The 22,517-nt window shown below is 40.1% G+C and carries 20 protein-coding genes and 1 pseudogene; 6 read left to right on the top strand and 15 right to left on the bottom strand.

All coding sequences use genetic code 11. From position 1 onward, the window contains the following. Positions 1-52 precede the first annotated feature (52 nt). Together ACHUE3_RS12900 and pmbA are read right to left on the bottom strand one after the other, a co-directional pair. A complete protein-coding gene (locus ACHUE3_RS12900; protein WP_394192814.1) occupies positions 53-469 on the bottom strand; it encodes a VOC family protein in 417 nt (138 codons plus the stop codon). Between the two features lie 324 nt (positions 470-793). After that, positions 794-2,143: a metalloprotease PmbA gene (pmbA, locus tag ACHUE3_RS12905; RefSeq protein ID WP_394192815.1), complete on the bottom strand. Its 1,350-nt coding sequence runs from the start codon at positions 2,141-2,143 to the stop codon at positions 794-796. A 134-nt stretch (positions 2,144-2,277) separates the two neighbouring features. Here pmbA and yjgA point away from each other — a divergent pair, with 134 nt between their 5' ends. Then, on the top strand, positions 2,278-2,802 hold the full coding sequence (gene yjgA, locus ACHUE3_RS12910) for a ribosome biogenesis factor YjgA (RefSeq protein WP_394192816.1): 525 nt from the start codon (positions 2,278-2,280) through the stop codon (positions 2,800-2,802). Positions 2,803-2,877: 75 nt separating this feature from the next. Here the strand turns inward: yjgA and ACHUE3_RS12915 are convergent, their stop codons facing one another. Then, positions 2,878-4,803, bottom strand: a complete 1,926-nt coding sequence (locus ACHUE3_RS12915) for a methyl-accepting chemotaxis protein (protein ID WP_394192817.1) — start codon at positions 4,801-4,803, stop codon at positions 2,878-2,880. A 389-nt stretch (positions 4,804-5,192) separates the two neighbouring features. Continuing rightward, positions 5,193-5,882 (bottom strand): hypothetical protein, encoded by a 690-nt coding sequence (locus ACHUE3_RS12920; RefSeq protein WP_394192818.1) that lies wholly within the window; start codon positions 5,880-5,882, stop codon positions 5,193-5,195. A gap of 228 nt (positions 5,883-6,110) precedes the next feature. Here ACHUE3_RS12920 and ACHUE3_RS12925 point away from each other — a divergent pair, with 228 nt between their 5' ends. After that, positions 6,111-7,250 (top strand): helix-turn-helix domain-containing protein, encoded by a 1,140-nt coding sequence (locus tag ACHUE3_RS12925; protein ID WP_394192819.1) that lies wholly within the window; start codon positions 6,111-6,113, stop codon positions 7,248-7,250. A 110-nt stretch (positions 7,251-7,360) separates the two neighbouring features. Here ACHUE3_RS12925 and ACHUE3_RS12930 read toward each other — a convergent pair whose 3' ends face one another. The 3 genes from ACHUE3_RS12930 to prlC all read right to left on the bottom strand — a co-directional run bounded on the left by ACHUE3_RS12930 (position 7,361) and on the right by prlC (position 11,536). Then, complete coding sequence (locus ACHUE3_RS12930) at positions 7,361-8,116, bottom strand: class I SAM-dependent methyltransferase (RefSeq protein ID WP_394192820.1); 756 nt, start codon at positions 8,114-8,116, stop codon at positions 7,361-7,363. A gap of 57 nt (positions 8,117-8,173) precedes the next feature. Then, the gene (locus tag ACHUE3_RS12935) at positions 8,174-9,355 is read right to left on the bottom strand and encodes a response regulator transcription factor (RefSeq protein ID WP_394192821.1); all 1,182 of its coding nucleotides are present in this window, start codon (positions 9,353-9,355) and stop codon (positions 8,174-8,176) included. Positions 9,356-9,484: 129 nt separating this feature from the next. Next, positions 9,485-11,536: an oligopeptidase A gene (gene prlC, locus ACHUE3_RS12940; RefSeq protein WP_394192822.1), complete on the bottom strand. Its 2,052-nt coding sequence runs from the start codon at positions 11,534-11,536 to the stop codon at positions 9,485-9,487. A 132-nt stretch (positions 11,537-11,668) separates the two neighbouring features. Here prlC and gorA point away from each other — a divergent pair, with 132 nt between their 5' ends. Further along, positions 11,669-13,030 carry a glutathione-disulfide reductase gene (gene gorA, locus ACHUE3_RS12945; protein WP_394192823.1) on the top strand — a complete coding sequence of 454 codons (1,362 nt, stop codon included), beginning with the start codon at positions 11,669-11,671 and terminating at the stop codon, positions 13,028-13,030. Positions 13,031-13,212: 182 nt separating this feature from the next. Here the strand turns inward: gorA and ACHUE3_RS12950 are convergent, their stop codons facing one another. Both ACHUE3_RS12950 and ACHUE3_RS12955 read right to left on the bottom strand, forming a co-directional pair. Continuing rightward, positions 13,213-13,941 carry a hypothetical protein gene (locus tag ACHUE3_RS12950; RefSeq protein WP_394192824.1) on the bottom strand — a complete coding sequence of 243 codons (729 nt, stop codon included), beginning with the start codon at positions 13,939-13,941 and terminating at the stop codon, positions 13,213-13,215. Between the two features lie 60 nt (positions 13,942-14,001). Then, positions 14,002-14,925, bottom strand: coding sequence for an FRG domain-containing protein (locus ACHUE3_RS12955; RefSeq protein WP_394192825.1), 924 nt, complete (start codon positions 14,923-14,925; stop codon positions 14,002-14,004). Positions 14,926-15,217: 292 nt separating this feature from the next. On the opposite strand from ACHUE3_RS12955, the gene ACHUE3_RS12960 reads away from it, so the two are divergent. After that, the gene (locus ACHUE3_RS12960; RefSeq protein ID WP_394192826.1) at positions 15,218-15,949 is read left to right on the top strand and encodes a MauE/DoxX family redox-associated membrane protein; all 732 of its coding nucleotides are present in this window, start codon (positions 15,218-15,220) and stop codon (positions 15,947-15,949) included. Positions 15,950-16,066: 117 nt separating this feature from the next. Then, a pseudogene (locus tag ACHUE3_RS12965) lies at positions 16,067-16,915 on the top strand (mechanosensitive ion channel family protein). A 343-nt stretch (positions 16,916-17,258) separates the two neighbouring features. Here the strand turns inward: ACHUE3_RS12965 and ACHUE3_RS12970 are convergent. From ACHUE3_RS12970 to ACHUE3_RS12995, 6 genes are all read right to left on the bottom strand, one after another. Next, positions 17,259-17,507 (bottom strand): hypothetical protein, encoded by a 249-nt coding sequence (locus tag ACHUE3_RS12970; RefSeq protein ID WP_394192827.1) that lies wholly within the window; start codon positions 17,505-17,507, stop codon positions 17,259-17,261. Between the two features lie 29 nt (positions 17,508-17,536). Further along, complete coding sequence (locus tag ACHUE3_RS12975; protein ID WP_394192828.1) at positions 17,537-18,106, bottom strand: DUF2799 domain-containing protein; 570 nt, start codon at positions 18,104-18,106, stop codon at positions 17,537-17,539. Between the two features lie 321 nt (positions 18,107-18,427). After that, a complete protein-coding gene (locus ACHUE3_RS12980; protein WP_394192986.1) occupies positions 18,428-19,330 on the bottom strand; it encodes a polysaccharide deacetylase family protein in 903 nt (300 codons plus the stop codon). A gap of 39 nt (positions 19,331-19,369) precedes the next feature. Continuing rightward, on the bottom strand, positions 19,370-19,909 hold the full coding sequence (locus ACHUE3_RS12985; RefSeq protein ID WP_394192829.1) for a YbhB/YbcL family Raf kinase inhibitor-like protein: 540 nt from the start codon (positions 19,907-19,909) through the stop codon (positions 19,370-19,372). A 31-nt stretch (positions 19,910-19,940) separates the two neighbouring features. Beyond that, positions 19,941-21,041, bottom strand: coding sequence for an alkene reductase (locus ACHUE3_RS12990; protein WP_394192830.1), 1,101 nt, complete (start codon positions 21,039-21,041; stop codon positions 19,941-19,943). 39 nt (positions 21,042-21,080) lie between these two features. Continuing rightward, entirely contained in the window at positions 21,081-21,485 is a 405-nt protein-coding gene (locus ACHUE3_RS12995; protein WP_394192831.1) for a VOC family protein, read from the bottom strand. Positions 21,486-21,600: 115 nt separating this feature from the next. Between ACHUE3_RS12995 and ACHUE3_RS13000 the strand changes: the two genes are divergently transcribed. Next, positions 21,601-22,491: a LysR family transcriptional regulator gene (locus ACHUE3_RS13000; protein WP_394192832.1), complete on the top strand. Its 891-nt coding sequence runs from the start codon at positions 21,601-21,603 to the stop codon at positions 22,489-22,491. The last annotated feature ends 26 nt before the right edge of the window (positions 22,492-22,517 follow it).

A 22,517-nucleotide genomic window follows, 5' to 3' on the forward strand; every position in this document is an offset into this window, starting at 1 on the left:
GCCACTAGGCGCTCAAAGTAGGTGTTAGTTAAACCCGACACCTACTCTTGACTTATTGATCGTTATTGCGTTGTGCTGGTATATCACTAAGATACTCAACAAACTCCACCTCAAACCCGGCAGGATCAATAAAGTACACGTTTTTACGATATGGGTTTTCTGCACCAGGCTTATCTATGCTATAACCTGCTTGCTCTAAGCGCATAATTACCGCAGCAATATTATTAGTAACATATGCAAAATGCGCCAGCCCTACTTGATGGCCAGTTAAATCTCGGTTCTTATTTTCACCATTATCACTTAGGGCTAAATAATGATAATCATCACCAAAGTGTAACCATTGTCGTGGCTTACCATGCCAAGTGCCTTGCCCTTTACTTCTAATATACCAATGCGGAAACGCCGCTTTGTAAAAGTGCAGCATTGCCTCAACGTCATCAACAACTAAATTCACATGCTCTAAATACATAATATAGCTCCTTTATTTAAGTAGTTAAAGCCAGCTTAAAACCTAAAGCTAAGTTGAGGTAAAGTGTTTTTTACAATAAACTTTATAAGTAAAAGGTATTAGAATAGAGGCACTAGGTTTTAGGGCTCTAGTATCTAGTCACTTCCCTAACACCTAGGATAAATAACTAAAATATTTTGCACAAAGAGAAGACAATTAGGGTAAATGAGAAGAAAAAGGCACAGGCTAATTGCACCTTGATCATTGTCACTTACCTAATACCTTTTCCCTCTTAAGTGCAGCGCCTTTTAATCTCTTTGTGAATTAATCACTTATAAGCTTCAATCAGCTTCCCGCGATTTGCATTTCTTCAATCAGTACTGAACCTGTTTGAATCCCGCCACGGCGTTCTATATCACCACCTAGACCTACAATTGCTTTAAACATATCTTGTAACTTACCAGCAATGGTTATTTCACTCACAGGGTACTGTATTTCACCATTTTCTACCCAAAAACCAGCTGCGCCGCGAGAGTAATCACCTGTTACAGTATTAACACCTTGCCCCATTAGTTCTGTCACTAATAAACCTGTGCCCATAGTTTTTAATAACTGTGCTAAGTCTTGGTGAGTTTGCTCAACAAGCCAATTATGAATACCACCAGCATGACCTGTCGGTGTCATGTTCATCTTACGGGCTGCATAGCTGGCTAATAAATAAGTTTGTAATTCACCACCCTGAATAATTTCACGGTCAATGGTTTTGACCCCTTCGCTATCAAACGGAGTTGATGCTAAGCCTTTTAACAGATGTGGGCGCTCTGCAATATTAACGCAATCGCTAAATACTTTAGTACCAAGACTATCCATCAAAAAGCTTGATTTGCGGTATAAAGCACCACCACCAATGGCTGACACCAAGTGACCAAATAAAGAATTAGCAATATCAGCTCTGAAAATCACAGGCACCTTCATGGTACCCAGCTTTTGGCTGTTTAATTTTGCTAAAGTTTCAGTTGCAGCTTCAAGTCCTACGGCTGCGGCATCTTTTAAGCCACTTTGCTCACGAGAAACTGTATAAGCTGAATCGCGTTGCATTTGCTCACCATCTTTACCAATAACCATGGTGCTTATGCTGTGGCGCGTGCGTGGGTAGCCTGCTATTAAGCCATGGCTATTGCCATAAACTCGCAAACCTTGGTGAGATGAAAAACTTGCACCGTCTGAATTAACAATGCGCTCATCGGCATTGAGTGCAGCTTGCTCCGCACTATGGCAAAGCTCAATACCCTGCTCCGGGCTAACATCCCAAGGGTGGTATAAATCAAGATCTAACGGTGCAAACTCTAATAGCGCTTTATCTGCCACACCATTGTGTGGATCATCTGACGTAAACTTTGCAATATCTATGGCTTTTTCAACAACAGTCCGTAACGTTTTAGGGTTTAAATCAGCCGTTGAAGCAGATCCTTTATGATTACCCACGTACACACTAATACCTAAACCGCCATCTTGGTTAAATTCGATCGTTTCAACTTCACCCATACGCGTACTTACAGATAAACCTGACGTACTCGACATGGCCGCTTCAGCACCGGTAGCACCGAGTTTTTTTGCGTGTTCTAACACTTCTGCTACGGCATCTTTTACTTGAGAAATTTGTGTATAAATAGGATCTTGCTGTTGGCTTTTCATGTTATTGGTCCTGAGCGTGTATCACTTACAATATAGTTAAATGCTAACACACCCAGTGCATTGCATCAGCTAATATTAATCATTAAAAGAATCGCGTATAATGAGGTTAGTTAACGACATTATATGAGCACCTCATGGCGAAGAAAAAAGGCAACCCTGCTGAAATTGAAGAAGAAATTATTTACGTATCCAAAAGTGAGCTTAAGCGAGATGCGCAAGAGTTTCATCAACTAGGCTCTGATATTGCCAAAATGGGGAAAAAACAGCGCGAGCGCTTGCCTCTTAATGACGATTTAAAAGCAGCGATGGTAGTTGCAGATAAAATTAGTAACAAAAGCGATGCGTATCGTCGCCACTTAAATTACATCGCAAAAACGTTACGTACAGTTGAAAACATCGATGAAATAAAAGCAATTATCGACATTATGCTGAACAAAAATAACCAAGCGGAAGTCATGATCAAAAAAATCGAGCAATTACGCAGCGATTTGATCGAGCAAGGTGATGATTTAATCAATCAAACAATTGCAGAATACCCATCACTTGAACGCCAAAAAATGCGCCAGCTAGTGCGCAATGCAGCGAAAGAAGTGAAAGCGGAAAAGCCAGCACGTGGCTATAAAGAGTTATTTCAATACCTAAAAGATAGCATGATGTAATCAGCGCCTTGCGCGTTTATATTACTTATCACTAATAGGCTTAAACACTGCGTTTAAGCCTATTTTGATTCTTAATTACAAACCTAAATTATCTTTAATATTTTTCATTTGTTGCTGTAATCGGTCATGTATTTCCTCAACCAAATGACTTGATTCACTCACCTGCCCCTTCATGTCTTGCATTGACTGACTAAAGTTTTCGAGTAACCTATTTTGCTGCTTTGCAAGCTCCATTGCCTCAAATGCAACCTTGTTGGCATCTTGAGCATTATTAGCCACACCCTCAGAGTTGCGCTTAAGCTCTTGTGCGTTATTAGTTTGTGATTGGGCATCATCCGCTAATGCTGAAATTTGAGTAGACACCATACTGGAGTTTTCGCTCAGTAAATTAAGCTGTTCGTTTATATCACTTAATGATCCCTGAGTTTGGCGCGCAAGTTTACGCACCTCGTCTGCCACAACCGCAAAACCTCGTCCATGTTCACCAGCTCGCGCAGACTCAATCGCCGCATTCAAAGCCAGTAGGTTAGTCTGCTCTGCAATTGTACGTATCACTTCTATCACTTGGCCAACATCCTGCACACCACTAAGTAACTCTTGTAAGCTCTTAAGACCGCCTTCAACACGAGTTTGCGTATTTGAGCTCGCGCCTAACATACTTTGTGCAAACCCCAAGCTTTGCTCCATCGCTGAAAAGGTTTGCTTGGCGTTATCAGCAACTTGACTATTAATGTCGTTAACTTGCTCACCAATTTGCTGTATATCATGCAGCAATGCTTGATTTTGCTCTACTTGTTGATGGCTACCATGTGTTTGTTGGCTAATCGTATTTAGGTTATCACTCATGTCCTGCATAAAGTCATTAATGACCTTGAGCATTTGCGCTCGCTCTTGTGCTTCTAGTCGCTGGCGCTCTATTAATTGGTTAAAGTAAGTCGCGATCTCACCCACTTCAGTTTCTGAGTTTTTACTCTCAATATTTTTAAGCTCGTTTGACTCAATTAAAAATGCAAAACCATCACGCAACTGTCTTAATGGCGCAAGAATCTGTTTGCGCTGAACTATATAAACGCCGATTGCTAAAATCACCAGCATGCTTATAGCAATTGAACAAACCAAAAATATATGCTTTTTCAATGTCGCCTGTTCAACTTTTAATTGTTTCTCAGCGTTAATAACCGTCTCTGAAAGCAAAGCTGTTTGTTCACGTAATGACTCAATGCCGGCTTGGCGCTGCTCAGTTTGCTCTAAAGTACTTGATAAATCTCGTGGGTATCTGTTAGGCCAGCTGCTTATTTCTGCTTTTATTTCCTCTGCTAAATCTTCAGCTTCAACACCAAAAAACAGTTCATCTTCATCAACCTCACTCATCACACCCAAGTTATCTAGGTTATTAATCTGCTTTGCGATACGATTTAAATTATCCACGCTTTGGAGCAAGCTATCTTTAGTGTCTTGATCAAAGCTAATAATTAATTGATAAGTAAATAATGAAAGCGATGCAACTTCGCTATAGTAGTCACTAGCAAGCACATAATATTCCTCACTATGAGTCCCCGCTTGATTTGCTTTATTGGCATAATTAATCAATGAAGAAGCAGAACCTGCCATTTGGCGCAAAGCGTTATCTAAAAGAGCCGTCTCATTGCCCGATAGTTTACCTAATGCCCGGTATTTACCATTAATATCTTGGTCAAGCTGAGTAAGCAAAGCTGCTAGCTGTTTCTCTAAGTGACTGGGTAATACGTTAAGATCATTATTCTGTACCTCACTGATCAGCTCAGACGCTTTTGTAAGGTACAAACTATCGCCTTTAGCTAGATAATCTTCAATTACCCCTTCCAGATCGAGCAGAATTTTATTCTTTAATTGGCTATAAGATTGATCTTGTTGTTCAAGCTTTATCAGGGTTTGGCTAGCCCAAAATAATGTAGCCGATAAAAGTATACTTGCAGAGGCAAGTAACACGGCTAAGAGGCGGGTAAATGAAGATACGCGCATAAGTTTCCCCTTTGGGTTAATCACGCACGTAGATTATTAATTATTTATGACAGTTTAATGAAAACCTAACATGAAATTCTCACATGACAAAAATAGCTAAACTAAAAGCATGATAGACATAGTATGCAATTAAAAATAGCTTACGAACAATGTAAAGTCACACAGCGACATAAAATGAAACTATACTCTGGCATCGCGTTTGTACATGTATGTGTTTGGACTTACCAACTTAAGGCTGTCGTTGGTAAATAGCTATCGTTAGTGAGTTTAAGTATTTACAGAGTATTAGAGCAGCCATTTTTATAGTCTTTCCATAATATAAAGGTTACTTTTGCTGTACTGTTGCTGCAACGCAACAGTCGGTAGCACACTTTAACCTGAGAATCGCTTCACTGCGTTCTCTCAGTACTGCTTTTTAGTAAGGCACACCCCATCCAGACAAACCATACAATCTGGCTTAAGCCGAATGCATCTTTCAACTCTGGCACTGACTGAAACAGCGTGAGCACACCGAAAGCACCAACAACAAGCCCTAATAAATGTAACCCTTTTGCTAATTGTGCTGCTTTTAGGCCATGAATACTAATAAGCAATACCCATATACCACCGACCAACTCAATTCCCCCGCCTAAACCATTAACCACTGTGGTATAAATATAAAACAAGGTATCCGCATGTGAGCTCCCTTTAGCAAACAACGAAACCATCGTGTTCATACCAACGAGTGCAACCATACCTGAGCCGAACATAAACACGACCCAAATAAAGCCAAATGCGCTTGCGGCGTTTAGAAGATGAGATGATAATACGTTGAGACGTGCATGCGTTGCCTGTACTGCAATAAATAAGAAACCTCCGAATACGAGATAACCAAAAATATTCGCGAGACTAAGTAAGGGTTGTTGTGATTCAATATACGCAATTTTATCACTTACAGACGCAGTTTGAGGAATTGAAAGCGCAACGCCATAAATTAAAAACATAACGATGTAGCACATCGGCATGGCAAAAAAAGCGCTCGCGCCCCACCGCATGTGTATATGGTTCGAGGTCTTTTGATCACTTATGTTGTGATTCATGATAAACGGTTCCTTAATATTAAACTGTGTAATTAATGCGTCCATACTAACGAGTAAAGTGTCTTCAATCGTCTTTCCTACATAACTCGGACATTTTTTGCTGCTAACGCGCTTATAATACTGTCCGAATGCATTACAACAATTAGTGATGAAGTGAGTTGGGTATTCGCACATGTGGCGAAGACAAAATACGGCGACGTTGAGCAATAAAAAATAGGAATTGATTGAATGACTGAAATTTTCTTATCAACAATGGCAATGGCGGTCGCAAGTTTTACGCTGATATTAATGCCGATGCAAACGCCTTCACCATCAAAAAAACCGTTGATCCTTATACTGTTATGTTTAGGGCTGCTTTCTACTGGCCCTATTATTTTTGCTTTTTTGCCTTGGCTTACTCAGCTGTACATCAGTATGTTGCCTTTGTTGTTCTTCTTATTATTGCCCAGTCTGTGGTTTTATCACGAAGCATTGATAGCAGAGCATCAATGGCAGTGGACGCCAGCTATGTGGAAGCATCTTTTCCCGCTGCTATTCGCAGGCGCTCTGGGGGGGGCTCTTTTCCTTTTACCAAAACCATCCTTTAACGCCATGTTTTTCTCAGAGCAGAGCCATGACGACACTTATATTCATCTACTTTCCGGTGCATTTTTTGCCACGGTGATATTTTGGTGCGTGCTCAGCTGGTGCTACGTTGTCATGATGCTAAAGCGAACGGTCAAATACAGAAATAAGTTGAAGAATGTATTTTCAAATGATCAAGGGAAGAGCCTAAGCTGGTTTAGTGGTGTTTCCTTACTTATCGCCTTTTCCTGGGTATATGCGCTAGCAGTATTGCTGCTTGATAATCGGTTACAGTTTATCGGCGTGTCTGAGAACGGCGCATTGGTAATGCTTGTCACCATTGTCTGGGTAATGTGTGCCAATGGGTTACAACAACGCCCAGGCTTTGAAGACAACCCACCACCAACAGACGTTAAAAGCCAACAACAACCAACAAAAGCATACGAACGCTCAGCATTAACTAACCATGACTTATCAGTGATTTCAGAAAAACTAACCCGTGCTATAAATGATGATAAGGCACACCTTGATCCTGAGTTAACGCTGGCAAAACTCTCTGCAATAGCAAAAGAGCCCTCGCAATATATATCACAAACATTATCACAGCATTTGGGTACAACATTTTTTGATTTTATCAATGATGCAAGAATAGAGAGTGCCAACCACATGCTTACAAATACCAATCAATCGGTACTTGATATCGCGATGGCGACCGGGTTTAACTCGCGCTCTTCTTTTTACAAAGCGTTCAAAAAATTTAATGACTTAACGCCAAGTCAGTACAGAAAAGCGCAGAAAGTATGATTCTCTCAGTGTAGTGTCTCGTTACAGTGACTTATTTTCACCGCTCAATCTATGTCAAAGTATGGTGTCAGTGACATGAATGAATAAGCTACATTAATCCTATAAAACGATTAGACCATGGCCGCTTTAACATAAACATCAAAGCGATTCTTCTTGGTTTTGATTTGCATACTGGGTGCTTTGTCATTTAGAAATGGCGCATAATCAGGGCGTTTTACCACAACCCGTTTACTCGCTAGAGGGTAAGCAAAATCTAATAAGTTATCAGCATCGGTATCGGCGCCAACCAGATCTTGAAATACGCGCATCTCTTTTTTTACTAGCGCTGATTTCTCACGGTGAGGAAACATAGGGTCAAGATAAACAACATCTGGAACGCTCTCACATTGTGCAAGTAAAGTATGGCTTGAACCAAATACCAAGCTCATGCTTTGCTGCATCCAAGGGCCTATTTCAATGTCATCATAAGCTCGCTGCAAACCATCATAGAGTAACGCAGCCACAACAGGATGGCGTTCGTGCAAAATCACTTTACAACCCAAAGAGGCTAAAACAAATCCATCTCGACCTAAACCTGCAGTAGCATCTAAAACAACAGGGGTTGCCCCTTTGTTTAAGCCCACCGCCTTTGCGATTGATTGCCCTTTACCACCCCCAAATTTACGTCGATGAGCCGCCGCTCCAGTAACAAAATCGACGGATATCGCCCCAAGCTTTGGTTCATCGGTTTTATATAAGCTCAACCCTTTTTCATCGTAACGCAGCGCAAATCCAGTTTGTTGAGCCGCCCAGCTATCCAGCCCAAAGCGTTGCTCTAACTCGTTAAGATATGTGCGCATTTCTTTAAAAGAACACTGTATAACCAAAATAAACTCCGACCGTGAATAGCGTGCGAAGTATATCAATTGCCACTGCCTATAGCACTAAAATAGCTCAATATCTGTTTGTGAGGTAATGTCCTCTGTGTGCTCTGGCTCTGCTATTTTACTCAGGCTTAAAATTAACTCATTACGAGACTCAATAATATGATTCAGTTGATACTTAATATAAGTTAGATCTTCGTTTAGTACTGCGAAGGACTCTTGAGTTTGTGCTAGTTCCCCAAGTTGTGTAAGCAGTGCTTGATTATCGCTTAACGAAGGGTCCTGCTCTATCATTTCACGCATTTGCTTTAATTGAGTCGCAAGCTTTGCGGTTTCAACATCCCGTGCATCACTATTTTTGTACATCTGTGACGAAAGCTCACTGAATGCATTGCCAATGGTATGGGCTTGCGAGAGCGCTTTTTCATTGACTTCCATATCTTGTATTTTGGCGTTTGTTACTTCTAAAATATGCGGGAATAAATCTTTAAAACGGCCATATAAAGCGGCATCATCCAGTGGCATATTTTTAATGAGAATAGACACTTTAGGGTAGTTAACGATAGTACGACTGCTAAAATCGACAAAACGATTTGCATAACGGTGTTTTTCTAATAACTCTTGCTCAAGTGGGCACACAGCACCTTTATCACTATAAAATACTCCAAGCTCTTCGTACCAAAATGCAGCAACGACATCTAAGTTTAAGGGTTTGAAAAAATCAAAAAAATAACCTGATAAGGTATCTATATCATGTGCATGGTAAGTTTGCCCAACATAGCGCATTATTCGACCCATATCGCCAGAGTCTGTCATTGCAATTTCGGCGGTTATTTGCGCGCGCTCAATATCACTTTTTAACTTTATAGAATGCTGCCGATACTCATACAACACTCGGATCCGCGCAATAAGCTCTTCTGCATTAAACGGCTTAACAATATAATCAGCAGCGCCCGAGTTGTAGCCTTTAACGCGTTCTGGGAGTGCACTTCGGCCAGATAAAAACATAATTGGTGTTTCTTTTGTTTGCTCAAGCGATTTGAGCTCTCTACAAACTTCGTAACCTGTTTTTCCGGGCATTTCGACATCAAGTAAAATAATATCGGGATTATATTTTTTTGCTTGTCTGAGTCCTTCATCACCGTTTTTAGCATGTATGATTTTACAAAACCCCGCTAAAGACTCTTCTATAACACGGTGTACGTATTTATCATCATCAATTGCTAAAACCAGTTTTGACATACCTTGCTCCATTATTGTCACTCACTTAAAAAGCATAGTACGGAGCACTGATTTTGCGATAATTTATTTGTTTTTTCTGCGTTAAAACAAAAAAAGCGCCAGTTCGGCGCTTTTAGTGTTTAATTATGCTTAAGAGGCGATACCACTATGACGTAAAAGTGCATCTACATTAGGCTCGCGCCCACGAAACGCTTTAAATAATTCCATTGGCTCTTCGCTACCGCCTTTTTCCAAAATGTTATTTAGGAATGCTTGGCCTGTTGCTGCATTAAAAATACCTTCTTCTTCAAAGCGTGAAAAGGCATCAGCCGAGAGCACTTCAGCCCACTTATACGAGTAATAGCCCGCGCTGTAGCCACCCGCAAAGATATGACTAAAGCCATGTTGGAATCGGTTAAACTCAGGCGGCTTAACAACCGATGTATGGTTTCGCACTTGATCTAAACGCGCTTGAATTTGGCACTCTTCACCCACTTTATAATCATTGTGGATTCTAAAGTCGAACAGTGAAAACTCAATTTGACGTAGCATTTGCATGCCCGAATTATAGTTTTTAGCGGCTAATAGTTTATCAAGTAGCTCTTTAGGTAGTGGTTCGCCCGTTTCATAATGGCCTGAGATAAAGTTAAGTGCCTCTTCTTCATAACACCAATTTTCTAAAAACTGACTCGGTAGCTCTACAGCATCCCATGCAACACCGTTAATACCCGCAACAGGCGCGGCTTCAACTTGAGTTAGCATATGGTGGATACCATGGCCAAACTCATGAAATAAAGTAGTCACTTCGTTGTGGGTGAACAATGCAGGTTTATCGCCAACCGCTTTATTAAAGTTACACACTAAATAAGCAACGGGTGTTTGCAGCTCACCACTCGCACGCACCTTTCTGCCCATGCAATCGTCCATCCAGGCGCCACCACGCTTGTGATCGCGTGCGTATAAATCTAAATAAAAACGACCTCGTAGGGTATTGCTGCTATCGTAAATCTCAAAAAAACGTACATCTTTGTGATAAGTATCTACATCAGCTACTTCTTTTACTGTAATACCAAACAGGCGGTTTACGGTTTCAAATAAGCCACTCAGGACTTTATCTGCTGGAAAGTAAGGTCTTAATACCTCATCTGATATCGCGTACTTTTCTTGTTTAAGCTTTTCACCGTAGTAACCATAGTCCCATGCAGCGAGTTCATCGATACCATGCTTGTCTTTAGCGTAAGCTTGCAGCTCTGCCAACTCTTGCTCCGCTTGTGGCTTTGACTTAGCAGCTAAATCTTCTAAAAATGAAAAGACTTGTTCTGGTGTTTCGGCCATTTTAGTCGCCAATGATTTTTCGGCATAACTTTCAAAACCCAATAATTGCGCAATTTCGTGACGTAGCGCTAGCTCTTCACTCATAATTGCTGAATTATCAAACTCTCCAGCATTTGGGCCTTTGTCTGATGCGCGAGTAACAAATGCCGTATACGTTTCTTCACGTAATTCGCGGTTATCTGCATACGTCATTACGGGTAAGTATGATGGGAAGTCTAAAGTAAATAACCAACCATCTAAGTCTTTGCTTTTTGCTGTCTCTGCCGCAAGAGCCAAGGCCGATTCAGGCAAACCGGCAAGCTCACTTTCGTCAGTAATGTGTTTTTGCCACGCAAGGGTTGCATCCATCACGTTATTACCAAACTTAGCCGCAAGCTCAGATAAACGCGCGCTGATTTCGCCGTAACGCTTTTGCTGCGCAGGCTCAAGGGCAATACCCGACAACTCAAAATCACGCAGGGCATTGGTAATTGATTTTTGTTGCGCTGTGGATAGGGTGTTAAATTCTTCACTATTACGCAGTGCGTTGTAGGCGTCGTACAAGCCTTGGTGTTGACCAACAAACGTTGAGTACTCTGAGATAAGAGGTAAGCATTGCTCATATGCTTCACGTAGTTCATCAGAGTTCACTACTGAGTTCATATGCGAAACCGGCGAAAACATACGTGAAAGTTTATCGTCAACTTCTTCAAGCGGTAACACGAGATCTTGCCAAGTGAACGACTTATTCGCCAACACTTCATCTATCTTTGCACGACATTCATCAATACCCGCTTTAAGTGCTGGGACAACATGCTCAGGCTTAATTTTTGAAAACGGTGGCAAGCCTTCAAGGCCTATTAGTGGGTTATTTTGTAAATCGCTCATGTTAGCTCTCAAATCGTTTCGAATATGATTTTTAAGTTGGGGCACAGCGCTTGAAATACAAGGGGCTTTTAACGGGTCTTCCATGTGTTATTATCGGATTAAATACGTTTTATATAAACTTGAGGACAAAAAATGGCTCAGCATTTTGATTACATTGCAATCGGCGGCGGAAGCGGCGGAATTGGCTCAGCTAACCGTGCAGCTATGCGTGGCGCTAAAGTAGCACTAATTGAAGCACAGCACATGGGCGGCACATGTGTAAACGTAGGTTGCGTGCCTAAAAAAGTAATGTGGCATGGTGCACAAATTGCCGAAGCTATTAACACCTACGCCCCAGATTATGGCTTTGATGTCGAGCTTAAAGGTTTTAGCTGGGCTAAATTGGTCGAAAGCCGCGAAGCCTACATTGGCCGTATTCACCAAGGTTATAATAAATACTTAGCCAGTAATGGTGTAACAGTCGTCAACGGCTTTGCTAAATTTGTTGATAATAAAACCGTTGAAGTAAACGGCGAGCTTTACACAGCTGATCATATTTTGATTGCTGTAGGTGGTCGTCCGACTATTCCTAACATCCCAGGTGCTGAGCACGGTATCGATTCAAATGGCTTTTTTGAGCTCAATGAGCAACCTAAACGCGTTGCTGTTGTTGGCGCCGGTTACATAGCAGTTGAGATTGCAGGTGTATTACATAGCCTTGGTACAGAAACTCATTTATTCGTGCGTAAAAACAAACCACTGCGTTCATTCGACCCATATATTATCGACACGCTTGTCGATATCATGGAAAAAGAAGGTCCAACGCTACACACTGAGTGCTCACCAAAAGAAGTAGTCAAAGAAAGCGATGGCAGCTTAACCATTCATTTTGAAAATGGTTACAGCCAAAACGTTGACGAAGTTATTTGGGCTATTGGCCGCACGCCAACAACCGATAAAATTAATCTTGCCGCTGCGGGTGTTGAGGTAAACGAAAGTGGCTATGTAAAGGTTGATGAATACCAAAACACAACAGCCGAAAACGTCTATGCGGTGGGTGATATTATCGAAAACGGTATAGAACTCACACCAGTTGCCATCAAAGCAGGCCGCACTTTATCAGAGCGTTTATTTAACAAAGATCTCCCTGATGATTTGAAAATGGATTATAACCTAGTTCCTACCGTGGTATTTAGCCACCCGCCAATTGGCACTATTGGTGTAACTGAACAAGAAGCTATTTCGCAATACGGCGCAGAGAACGTAAAAGTATATAAATCAAGCTTTGCCGCTATGTACACTGCCGTTACTCAGCATCGCCAAGCATGTAATATGATGCTAGTTTGCGCAGGCCCTGAAGAAAAAGTAGTTGGCTTACATGGTATTGGTTTTACAGTTGATGAAATGATCCAAGGTTTTGCTGTTGCCATGAAAATGGGTGCTACTAAAGCTGACTTTGATTCAACGGTTGCCCTGCACCCAACAGGCTCAGAAGAGTTTGTTACTATGAGGTAAGCTTCGAGCTTCGAGCTTCGAGCTTCGAGCTTCGAGCAAATATGTAAAAACCTTGCAGTTAACGCTGCAAGGTTTTTTAGAAATATAAATAGTTTATTATCTAGAAATAGGCATATTAATATTAAATTTCCAATCCTAATTTTATTATTTTTAAATAATTATTAAGTTAATCCATAATATTCCTAAGGCTCTAAATCACTAATCAATCTTGTATTAGTAATTGCTCCATTAAATAAATGTATGAGTAAAATATGAGTTTTCAAAATGAAAGCAAAATCTTCAATATCTTCAACGGAAGGGTTATTTTCCTTATTTAAATTAACCTCAAAACTTAACTTATCTTCGGAATTGCCTAGCTCTAATTTAATACTAGGATTCGTGTAATCGATTACTGATTCGATCGCTTTTCCATTTTTTCCATGCTCATAATAATAGCTAACTTCAGAGCTGCTCATTAAAATTGAAATTAAGCTCTCACCAATTGAAACGAAAGCAGTTACCACATCAAAATAGACATCAACATCCTCAAAGGCTGGTAATTCATAATGGTGCTCCAGTCGATTTCTAAACCGGTTCAATTTCTCCATTGATCTTGCATTAAAAACTCCCGCCATTTTGAGAAAACCTAGCTTTCTATCGACCCCTAACCTTTTATGTCTATATAACTTATCGAGATTTAAAAAGCTTAGTAAAAAATCAAGTTGGCAGTCGACAGCCCTTTTTAAATTAGAAGTTACATTTACAAGCATATGAGTACTAAGTTCACCAACGGCCAGATCTTTTTCTGCAAATGCGACAAAGTCACGTGGTGTCAAATCAAAAGCAGGTAGGCTCTTGTTACTTCCTCCACCGAAATCTCTTTCAATGAGTTCTAGGTTGTCTTTCAGGAATAAAATAATTTGTTCTTTCAATTCAATCACCAAAAAATTAAAATCAAAAACCTGAGTTTTATATCTAGACTATTAATATTTCTAACTCTTGAAGAGAGCATAAGATTTAATATGTTTAGTTTGATACTCTAACTCAGGGAACAGCGTCGCTTCGTAGATACCGCAATACCTAAGCTCATCTAGTATTTTAGATTTATCACTACTTGGAATAATAAAAGCTCTTGCATAAGAATCAAAGCAATTGTTGATTTTGATATATTGAGAACCATAGAAAACTTTACCTATATGGCATGTAAAACAGCCCCTTTGGGCTATCAATCGTTTATTTATGTGCTTAGGGCTATACATAAAGCCTGCATATTTTGCTTTATCACTACTACCATTGAAAAGAATATCGACATCAGGAAGAGAGTTAACTTCATTTGTGGCTGAGTATAGAGTATCTTTTATGTTCAACTCATTTATAAATACTTCTTTTTTTAATACATCCTTTGAGTGTTGCGGCATCTCATCTAAAACACTACGAAAGAAAAAAGGAAAATCGTCTGGATCATTAAAGCTAATGAGGCGCTCAGTTAACTTTCTTAAAAAGCCATAAGTGTAATAATCACTGTCATATAGTTCCTCAATATAATCAGGCAAGAAGAAAAGCTTACCATCAGATGACTCTTCTTCCACACAAGCAAAATAAAGTGCAACCAATATATTCTCAGTCCAATCCAGTAAGCGAGTAGGTAAGCCATAGTGTTGAGCATAGGTAAGTAACTCTAGCTTATCAAGGTGCTTATCACGTGCCTCAGGATGTACTCTTAAGAACTGATCGATTAGCTTGTTTTCATCATAGAATTTACCATCTACTGGACGAAATAAGCTGGGCGTCAGTTTGTATGAACTATTTGGCTGGCCTCTAAACCACCAATTTCTTGAATTATAGCTTTTCTCTTTTTTAGCCAAATAAATAGCATCGGCTACGGAGCGAACTTCCTTGAGGCAGTTATTATTCATAACAATCCATAACATAAGAGTTGATATTCAATACTAGTTTAAAATAAATAAAGAAATCAAAATTAATTGGTTTTAGCAATTGATTGTAAGTATCACTTTCTGCGAAATACTTCTTTGCTGGTATAGATAGATCCTTGATGAATCCCTTACTAACTATAACTAAGTAAAAAGTGAGCTGGCACAAACCTTGTTTTCACTTAGTAACACTGAATAACAAGCACATTTTGTTTATGTTTACTGCGTAATTAGGTAATGATTACGTAGTCAGCTTTACATTTTACAAGGAGGCACTATGTCTAAGTCTGCAATTTTATATCGCATGGTAACCGATGAGCATATTTGCCCGTTTGGTTTGAAATCAAAAGATTTGTTAGCGCGTAATGGCTACGATGTTGATGATCGCCACCTTACTAACCGCACACAAACCGATGATTTCAAACATCAGCATGATGTAAAAACCACGCCGCAAACTTTTATTGATGATAAACGTATAGGTGGGTACGATGATTTACGCGACTTTTTCAATCTGCCCAAAGCGGGTCAACAAGGGACAACTTACACCCCAGTGTTAGCTATTTTTGCGGTCACACTATTACTCAGCTGCGGGTTTAGCTATACCAGTGGCGACGCTTTATTGTCTATGCAAAACTTAATGCTGTTCATTGCACTATCGATGGCAGTTTTAGCCATTCAAAAGCTGCAAGACTTATACAGCTTCTCAAACTCATTTATTACCTATGACTTACTTGCCATGCGCGTTTTGCCTTATGCTTATGTTTATCCTTTTATCGAAGCCTATGTTGCCATCGCTATGGTAGCCAAACTTCCGGCCTTAGCGGTGGCGCCGTTCTCGTTATTTATTGGTGGTATTGGTGCGGTGTCAGTATTTAAAGCTGTGTATATCGATAAACGTGAGCTGAAATGTGTGTGCGTTGGCGGTGACAGTAATGTGCCGCTGGGCTTTATTTCCCTTAGTGAGAATTTATTTATGATAGCTGCGGGTATTTGGATGCTAATTAGTTGATAAACATATAACGATTTAGCCACTTTATTACTGTTCTAGCGTAGTTAAATCTGCAAAATTTAGCTAATATTCTGGTGTGTTATTTTTATTAACGCTGCCTTCATCAATTAGGAATTTATGAACACTGATATTCTGCTCCATCCGGTACTTATTTCATTGGCAATAATCACTATTGCGTTTAGTCTTAAAGCGCTAGTCGACAGATTTGCGCGCCATAAAGCGCAAAAAAAAGAAAAAGATATTCGCTATATCTCACATAATATAAAACACTTTATAAACTTAGTAATGGTGTTGCTGTTATTATTCGTGTGGTCAACATAAATTCAAAACTTTGCGCTATCAATTGCCGCATTTGCCGTTGCTATTGTGCTGGCAACAAGAGAGTTTATTCAGTGTGTAATTGGCTTTTTTTACTTAGTGACGACTCGCCCTTTTCGGGTTGGCGATTGGGTGCAGGTTGGTGAGTATTATGGTGAAATTGCTGAAACTGATTGGATAAAAACTACTATGCATGAAATTGACATGCATACTTATCAGTTTTCTCGCAAAACCATTTATATTCCGAATAATAAACTAATTACTAACCCGATTAAAAACTTAAACTTTGTAAAACGCTTTACTACACATCATTTTAATATTGTGCGTAAGGAGAGTTTTAACCCGTATCCTATCTATGCCACTTTAACTGAGAAGGCAAAAGAGTATTGTGAGGAATTTGAGGATGTGGCAGGGCGTTACAACTCAATAATTGAAAGGAAATTAGATGCTAAAATTTCAGGCCCGGAGCCAGAAATACATTTTAGCACCACAGAATTAGGTGAATTTAAGGCGAGTTTTACACTTTTTTGCCCAACTGAAAAAGCACTAGAAATAGAGCATAAGCTTACAGCCTTTTTTATGGAGCTTTGGTACAGTGAAGCCGCAAAGCAAGAAAGTAGTAACTCCCCAAATAACACAATTACTTAAGCCAATAAGTTAAACCTTGCCGTTATATACCCAAGCCACCTCAAGATGCAGAATTCAGCGTTTCACAGGGGCTTAATATCAAGGCGTTACTTTGCAAGAATGGCCATCCCTTTTAAGAAGTAACAACGCTGAGAGTAAGTTCCTGTGAAACGCCCAACGGGTTGGTTTAAAAGCGATTTATACTGCGTTATTAATTTTAACAATAGAACCACTATTATTTGCAATCAATGCCTTGCCTAAATCGCTTTTAATTCCAACTGAAACTCGCATCTTGAGGTGGTTTGGGTATACAGGTATAGCTTTACTCACTTGATTAAAAATAAAGTGAGTAAAGCTTTGAATGCTAACCGCCTGTTCTAAGATCTCGCTCAAACTCAGTTTCAGTTTTTACTGGCTGACAAGTTGATTGAACCGTGCTTTTATTAATTTCATCTTCGTCAGAACTAAAGATTGTATAGTTGTAGTCAGTCTCAACTTCACCACCTAGACACTCATGCTCTGCATAAACCCCATTCTCATAGCCATCTTTTACTTCTTGTGATGCACACCCTGCTAAGAGTAAAAACACAGTCAACACTGATAAAAATTTCATAGCAACTCCAATAAAGTTAATTTAGTAAATTATAATTCATACTCAATATGAAATGAGGGAAGCTTGTTAAGTAATGGTAGTAGTGTTCTTTCTCTTATTAAGTCATTACGCTCATCATCTAACATTTTTCGTTCCCGATGCAGCTCTTTACGTTCATTACTGCCAACAGTTTCGGCACCCAATTCATCCCTAATGGTATTAAGTCGCCAATCTATTTCATCAAGTCGCTGTTCTATTTCAGCTTTTCTTTCCTCAAGCTGATAACGATCATTACCCTCTTGCCATGCTTTTCTAAACTGGGTGTTATTACAAACACCATTATATGATTCGCCGCGTATTCCCAATGTAAAACCATTTTCAGGTTCGCAATACACAGCGAGCCCTTGTTGGTAGCTTACTTGGTATTCATTGAATTGAGGGGTTACACCAAATTCACGACAAGAAGATACTATCTCTTGGCCTTTTTCTAAACTGTACCCTTGCATACCATGGTTATAACCTAGCTGCTGCCAATTCGCTTGCAAGCATTCATCTTGCGACAAAGAAGTACACCCTGATAGCGATATGAAAAACAACAAAAATAAAAAGCGATAAGACATTTAATTTCCTAAGATATCATGGGTTAAGTACGTTCCCATTTTGTATTACCATTCAGGCAAAGAAAACAGTGAAAGTGTAACTAGATATTAAATTTTTCAATCATCGCACTTTGACATTGCAACTTCATGATTAAAAAGATAATTACTGACAACACAAAGAAAAGCCAAAATAATAGTATTAAGAAAACGCTTCTACTAACATGCTATTCTTATCAATATAACCACCCTGCAAATAGATACTAATAGCGCACAATAGACTCAAAAACAAACAACCAGCCACATATTTATGGCGTTTAATAAACAACCATATACTAGGCTCCTCTATTTAAATATGCGTGCTGGGTTAGTTGGCGCATTATTTTTCTTCATTATCCAACGGGCTATGTTGTCTTTTCGCATGAACTTAACACCTGCATGCTGTTTTGCATACTGGATAAAATCATCAAGCGCTTTTACCCGTGCTGGTGTGCCTGCAATACGGTCATGAGCACTAATCGACATCATCCGTCTTCTGTGTTTTCCCTCTGCGTATAACACATCAAACTCATCCTTTAATTCTTGCAAGTACGCTCGAGCCGTCATGGCTGTGCTTCCTGAATAGCGCACAATGTCGTTATTACGAAATGTATAAGGTACAACCATAAAAGGCTCGTTATTTACTGGCATAAACGAAGGCTCATCACGCGAGAGGTCATCAATATGATAAATAAACCCTAGTTCTTGCAAAAGTGTAAGTGTATTTTTTGAGTGCCTCATCCAAAATGCATTAAAGCCAACCGGCCGCATGCCTGTCACTTTTTCGATAATATCTGCACTTTTAATATATGAAGCGCGCTCTTGTTCAACAGTCATCGAATATTGTGGTGTCCATGTTTGGCCGTGCCCCGATGCTTCATGCCCTCGTGAAACCACTTCTTTAGCAAGTGCTGGATTTAATTCCACAGCCCTGCCCACCATATGAGAGGTAACTTTAATATTATGTTTATCCCATAGGTCAAGTAATCGCGGAATCCCTTCATTCATCCCATACTGATACCAAGTAGGCGAAATCGTATCGTGATAACCCTGCTCTATTTGAGGAAACGGCCCTGCATCAGAGCTACCTTGTGCCGTTGCTTCAAATTGCATTGAAATAGAAATCACTAGTTGTGCATCATCAGGCCAATAATCTGATTTCTCAGATAAGGGGGCCGCACTTAACAGCCTACTGCTGCACAGTGCCATTAAAAGAATGAGTAAAGGTAAAGCCTTCATTTTTATCTCCTAACGCGGTCCAGCCGTTACTGTGATCTCGGCTGTTTGTAAAGAGTGCTGGTGTAAGAAAAACCCTGTCAGTGCACTTGTTGCCCCCTTCGGAACAGCTAATTCCTCGACATCTAGGGCATATACTTTGAAAGTGTAACTATGCTTGCGCCCTTCCGGTGGACATGGTCCAAAGTATCCGGGCTTACCCATATCTGTATTACCTTCAATGGCTTCTTCGGGCAAAAACGTTGAAGATAGTGAGTTACTAGTCAGAGGAATATCATGTACCAGCCAATGCCAAAAACCACTGCCCGTTGGTGCGTTATTATCATACATTGTCACGGCAAAGCTTTTGGTTTTCTTAGGCGCATTTTGCCATTTAAGTCGTGGCCTAATATTACTTCCCTGACAACCAAAGCTGTTCCAATATTGCTCACTTTTTATTGCTTTCCCTGGCTGTAAGTCAGGACTCGATAAACTAAATTCAGCCGCAAAACTTGCACTACTAAACAGCCCGCTGATCAGTAATGTAAATGCTGACTTTGAAAAATTAACCATTTTTAATCCTTATATTCTCAGTTAAAAAAAACTACTTTTGATAAGCAGGGTAATCGGTATAACCTTTGGCTGTACCGCCAAACAATGTACTACCATCGCTAATGGTATTTAGTGGCAGTTGCTCTTGAATACGATACGGTAAGTCTGGGTTGGCAATAAAACGACGGCCAAATGCAATATAATCAACAAGGCCTTGTTCAATAAGCTGCGCACCTGAATGCTCGGTATAATTACCGGCAACAATAATCGCGCCACTAAAATACTGACGAAGTGCGGCTCTAAACTCTGGTGTTACACTAGGTGCATCGTCCCAGTCCGCTTCGGCAAGATGAATATACGCAATACCAGTTTGCTCAAATTGCTTTGCAGCTAATAAAATAGTGTCAATTGCTTCACTGTCATCCATACCACGCTGAGTGATAAAAGGCGCTAATCTAACACCCACTTTATGAGCTCCAATGGCATTACTAATTGCGCTAATAATTTCACAGGCAAAACGAATACGGTTTTCTTGGCTACCGCCATATTCATCTGTGCGTTTATTTGCTGAACGTCTTAAAAACTGATCAATTAAATACCCGTTACCTCCATGTATTTCAACGCCATCAAAACCAGCCTCAATCGCGTTAATTGCCGCTTGCTTATAATCATTTACTATTTCTTTAATTTCTTTAACACTTAGGGCTCGTGGGGTTGGGCAGTCAAGCATCCGTCCTTCTCCATCATCGCCTACCACCCAAACTTGTGCATCTGGAGCAAGTGCAGATGGGGCAACTGGCGTTCCATCATGATGAAATGAAGAGTGCGACATTCTGCCAACGTGCCAAAGTTGTAAAAATATTTTACCGCCTTCTTTGTGCACGGCCTGTGTTACTTGCTTCCAACCTTCAATTTGTTCTTGCGTGTAAATACCTGGCGTAAATGAGTAACCTTTGCCCTGAGCAGAAATTTGTGTTGCTTCAGAAATAATCAGCCCCGCAGTTGCACGCTGCGCATAATAAGTGGCCATCAGTTCAGTGGGAATATCACCCGGTTGCGCAGTTCGCGAACGGGTCATAGGTGCCATCACAATTCTATTTTGAGTGACCATGCCACCGAGGGTTTTAGCTTCAAATAAGGATTCTATAGACATAACTAACTCTCTTATAAATAATGTTTATCTGGATTTAAATTAAACTTCATCACTGCTAAATAGCATTTCGACCTTCATCTCTTCAGGCCCTTGGATAAATACTTGGTGCTCTAGTAGCTCTGGCACGGTTCGCTCGAAATAACTTATCCCGGTTTGCGCTAAGCGACTTTTCAATCCTTGATAACCTATGCTACGAATGGCAATGTGATCTACCACTCCTTGGCCTTGGATTTTGCTGTTTAATGCTGATAAGTAACCCTGTTGCGCTTTATTGCCCGCGGCATTAACCAGATGAATCAAAGCAACGTTATCGCTACCGTATAACCATGCCCCCTCGAAAGGAAAAGGCGGACGATACCCTTCACTTAGCCCAACTGAATTAATAAAGAACTGTCGCATCGCCTGGTAATCACAACTAGAAATTAATACATGATCTAAACGCATAAACTTTCTCTGTTGATAATGAGTACAACCAGTTTAACTATTTACTTAAATTTTATAATTGAGTTAATATCAAAAACACTATTCATTAATACTGAATTATAAAGAGTGAGGAACGATGGCTAAGATTGATGATATGCAGCTTTTTGTTCATGTGGTGCGCTCTGGCGGGCTTGCTGCAGCTGGGCGAAAAATTGGTTTATCGCCAGCGAGTATGACGGCACGTATCAACCAGCTTGAAAATCACTATCAAACCCGACTCTTAATACGTAATACTCGCAGTATTAAATTGACCGAGGCTGGAGAACAATTTTATCAAGGCTGTTTAAGAGTAATTGCTGAAATTGATGCCACAGAGCAAAGTATTCAGCTTAGTAAAAACACCCTTTCGGGTAGTCTCAAAATAACCGCACCCTCTGACTTTGGTAAACAGTTTGTTGCCCCTGCAATAGCTAAATTTTTAGCACAAAACCCACAAGTTAAACCACACCTGCATTTAACCGATGGCTTAGTTAATTTAGTTGAAGAAGGTATTGATATTGCTATTCGCTTTGGAAACTTACCCGATAGCAATTTGATTAGCCGAATGATCAAAGCCAATAAACGCGTGTTATGCGCCTCAGCTGAATATTTAAAAATACATGGCCAACCTTTGCAACCAAGCGATTTATTAAATCATCGCTGCTTAGTTATGGAGCGATTTGGTCAATCGATGAATGATTGGCATTTTAAAGATCAGGTAATTCGCGTACCTGTGGCTATGAGTAGCAGTGATGGTGCGGTGATCAGACAGTGGGCAATTGATGGTGCTGGGGTTGCTCTAAAATCAATGGTAGATATTAGTGATGATCTAACTAAGGGTAATTTAGTGACGCTACTTGATGACTATATTCTCGGTTTTAGTAATAAAGATAAACAACAGATTGGCTTGCAGTTTCTTTACCCATCGAGGCAATTTCAGCCACGCCAAGTTGTCGCATTTATGGATTTTTTTCAGCAGCAAATTTAACCTCAAAACAATAAACAGCCGACAAA

Origin of the sequence: Pseudoalteromonas atlantica, from assembly GCF_043641955.1 — a bacterium.
GTDB classification, from domain to species: Bacteria; Pseudomonadota; Gammaproteobacteria; order Enterobacterales; family Alteromonadaceae; genus Pseudoalteromonas; species Pseudoalteromonas atlantica_A.